Below are 2,479 nucleotides of genomic sequence, written 5' to 3' on the forward strand. Positions count from 1 at the left end.
CACCGAGCGCGGCCAGCCCCGGGCCTTGATTTCACACAGGTGGTCGCCGCCAAACCGCTCCACCAGCCAGCGCGGCAGCGGTGCCCAGCCAAAACCCAGCTGCGCCATTTCCATCAGCATCAGGTAACTGGGCGCTGACCACACTCGGCCCAGGCCGCGGGTTTCATTCGGGTTGATGATGCTCGCCAGGCGCAGTTCGCGGTGTTGTTCCAGGGTTTGCTGGTCGATGTCCGCAAGGTTCGCCAGCGGATGTTTGGGGGCGACAAACAGCGCGATTTCCGTGCGCTCTTCCACGGTGGTGCTGGTGAGGTCCGGCGGGTAAACCTCCTGCATCTCGATAAACGCAATCTGCGCCCGGCCACTTTGCACCAGGGCAATCAAGTCCTCGCATTCGGCGATCAGGCATTCCAGCTCCAGGTCCGGGTAGCGCTGCTCGAAGGCGCTGAGGGCGGTTTCGAAACGGTCCGACTGGTACGTATCGGACATCGCGATACTCAACTTCGGCTCCAACCCCTGGGACAACTGACTGGCCGCCAACTCCAGGCGGCTGCTGGCTTCCAGCACCTGCTCGGCGCGTTGCAGCAGCACGTGCCCGGCCGGGGTCAGCGTCGGCTTGCGGCTGCTGCGATCAAACAGCACCACATCCAGGTCAATCTCCAGGCTGGCCACCGCCGCGCTGACGGTGGACTGGCTCTTGCCCAGCTTGCGCGCCGCCGCTGAAAACGAACCGTGGGTCGCCGCCTGCACAAACGCCTGAAGCACTTCGTGGGATGCCATGACTATCGCCTTGATCGATGGTTACTGGTTATGAAGTATCGAGTCAAAGGGTAATGATGGCAACCATCGTCACTCACGGAGAACGGGTCATGACACCCACTAAGTCGATTACTGAACGCGTTTGGCAGGCCATTGGTTTTGAAGGTTTGGCCTTGTTGATCTGTACACCGCTGCTGGCGTGGATCATGGATAAACCGGCCCTGGAGATGGGCGTCGTGACCTTGGCCATCAGCCTTATGGCACTGGCCTGGAACGTGATTTTCAACGGCCTGTTCGACCGTCTCAAGGCGCGCCTGCAACTGTCCGGCGGGGTGTGGACCCGCGTGCTGCATGCGTTGATGTTTGAAGGCGGGCTGGTGGCGATCTGTGTGCCGTTGATTGCCTGGTGGCTGAACATCAGCCTGATGCAGGCGTTTATCCTCGACATCGGCGTGTTGCTGTTTTTCCTGCCGTACACCTATGTGTATCACTGGGCGTATGACGCCGCGCGGGAGCGGATTATGCAGAAACGGATGCGCACCGCGTAGGAGTCCGGCTTGCCGGCGATGGCGATTTTGGATACGTCATCGCCGGCAAGCCAGCTCCTACAGGGGTTGTAGGGCGGCCACAAAATCGAGGAATGCCCGCACCTTGGCCGCCGGCAAGTGCCGCGACGGGTAGAAGGCATACAACGGGAAACGCTCGTCGGGCCAGTCGGGAAACAACTCGATCAACGCGCCGGATTCCAGCGCCGGTGCCAGCCCAAGGTCGAGCATTTGCGCCACTGCATGGCCGTGTTCGCACACGCTGTACAAGGTCCCGGCATCGTTGACCACCAGCCGCCCGCTGGTGGCGATGTTGACCTGGTCGCCCGGCCGGTGGAATTCCCAGCCAAACGGCCGGCCGGTCTGGGAGTCGCGAAAGTCGATGCACACGTGCTGGCCGTCTTCCAGGTCCTTGGGGTGTGAAGGGCGACCATGCCGCTCGAGATAAGCTGGCGAGGCCAACGTCAGCACCCGCACTTCCATCAGCTTGCGGGCGATCAGCGAGGACGATTGCGGAATGCCAAAACGGATGGCCAGGTCAAAGCCATCCGCCACCAGGTCCCCGAGTTGATCCCGCGTGTGCAGGTCCAACTGCAGCTGCGGGTATTGGCTCATGAATTCACCCAGCACCGGCCCCAGCACGAGCCGCGAAAAGTACGGGTCGATGTTCACCCGCAACCGCCCGCGAACCGTCAGGGCGCTGTCGGCCGCCGAGCTGGCGGCTTCTTCCAGGCCGGCCAGCAGGGGGGCGATTTCCTGGTAGAAACGCCGACCTTCGTCGGTCAATTGCACCGAGCGGGTGGTGCGGTCGAACAGGCGGATTCCCAGGCGTTTTTCCAGCCGCGAAATGGCCCGGCTGACCCCCGAAGGCGTCATCTCCAGGCTGTCGGCGGCGCGGGCGAAACTGCCGCTGTCGACCACGGCGGCCAGTACGCCCATGCCGCCGGCCAGTCCAGGATCAAAACTCATGGGTGATTGCCTGTCAGGTATCCGAAAGCATTGATGCTAGCGGAGAATCCGAGAGCGTTACAGAAACATCCCGCCCGAGGCCTCGACCCGTTGCCCGGTGATCCAGTTGCTGCCGTCGGCCAGCAGGGTGGAAATCGCCCCGCCGATATCATCCGGCAAGCCTGCGCGACCGAGGGCGGTGTTGTTGGCGACCATCGCGTTCACGTCCG

General features: G+C 62.6%; 4 protein-coding genes. 1 reads left to right on the forward strand and 3 read right to left on the reverse strand.

All coding sequences use genetic code 11. The features are described from left to right. Positions 1-777, reverse strand: a 777-nt coding sequence (locus HX846_RS32745) for a LysR family transcriptional regulator (RefSeq protein ID WP_178967002.1), incomplete at its 3' end; no start/stop codon positions are given. A gap of 89 nt (positions 778-866) precedes the next feature. Here HX846_RS32745 and HX846_RS32750 point away from each other — a divergent pair. Further along, the gene (locus HX846_RS32750; protein WP_087693157.1) at positions 867-1,304 is read left to right on the forward strand and encodes a multidrug/biocide efflux PACE transporter; all 438 of its coding nucleotides are present in this window, start codon (positions 867-869) and stop codon (positions 1,302-1,304) included. 57 nt (positions 1,305-1,361) lie between these two features. Here the strand turns inward: HX846_RS32750 and HX846_RS32755 are convergent, their stop codons facing one another. Together HX846_RS32755 and HX846_RS32760 are read right to left on the reverse strand one after the other, a co-directional pair. Then, positions 1,362-2,270 (reverse strand): LysR family transcriptional regulator, encoded by a 909-nt coding sequence (locus tag HX846_RS32755; protein WP_178967003.1) that lies wholly within the window; start codon positions 2,268-2,270, stop codon positions 1,362-1,364. A gap of 57 nt (positions 2,271-2,327) precedes the next feature. Then, positions 2,328-2,479, reverse strand: a 152-nt coding sequence (locus HX846_RS32760) for an SDR family oxidoreductase (RefSeq protein WP_178967004.1), incomplete at its 5' end; no start/stop codon positions are given.

This window comes from Pseudomonas sp. K5002, from assembly GCF_013386655.1.
Lineage (GTDB): Bacteria > Pseudomonadota > Gammaproteobacteria > Pseudomonadales > Pseudomonadaceae > Aquipseudomonas.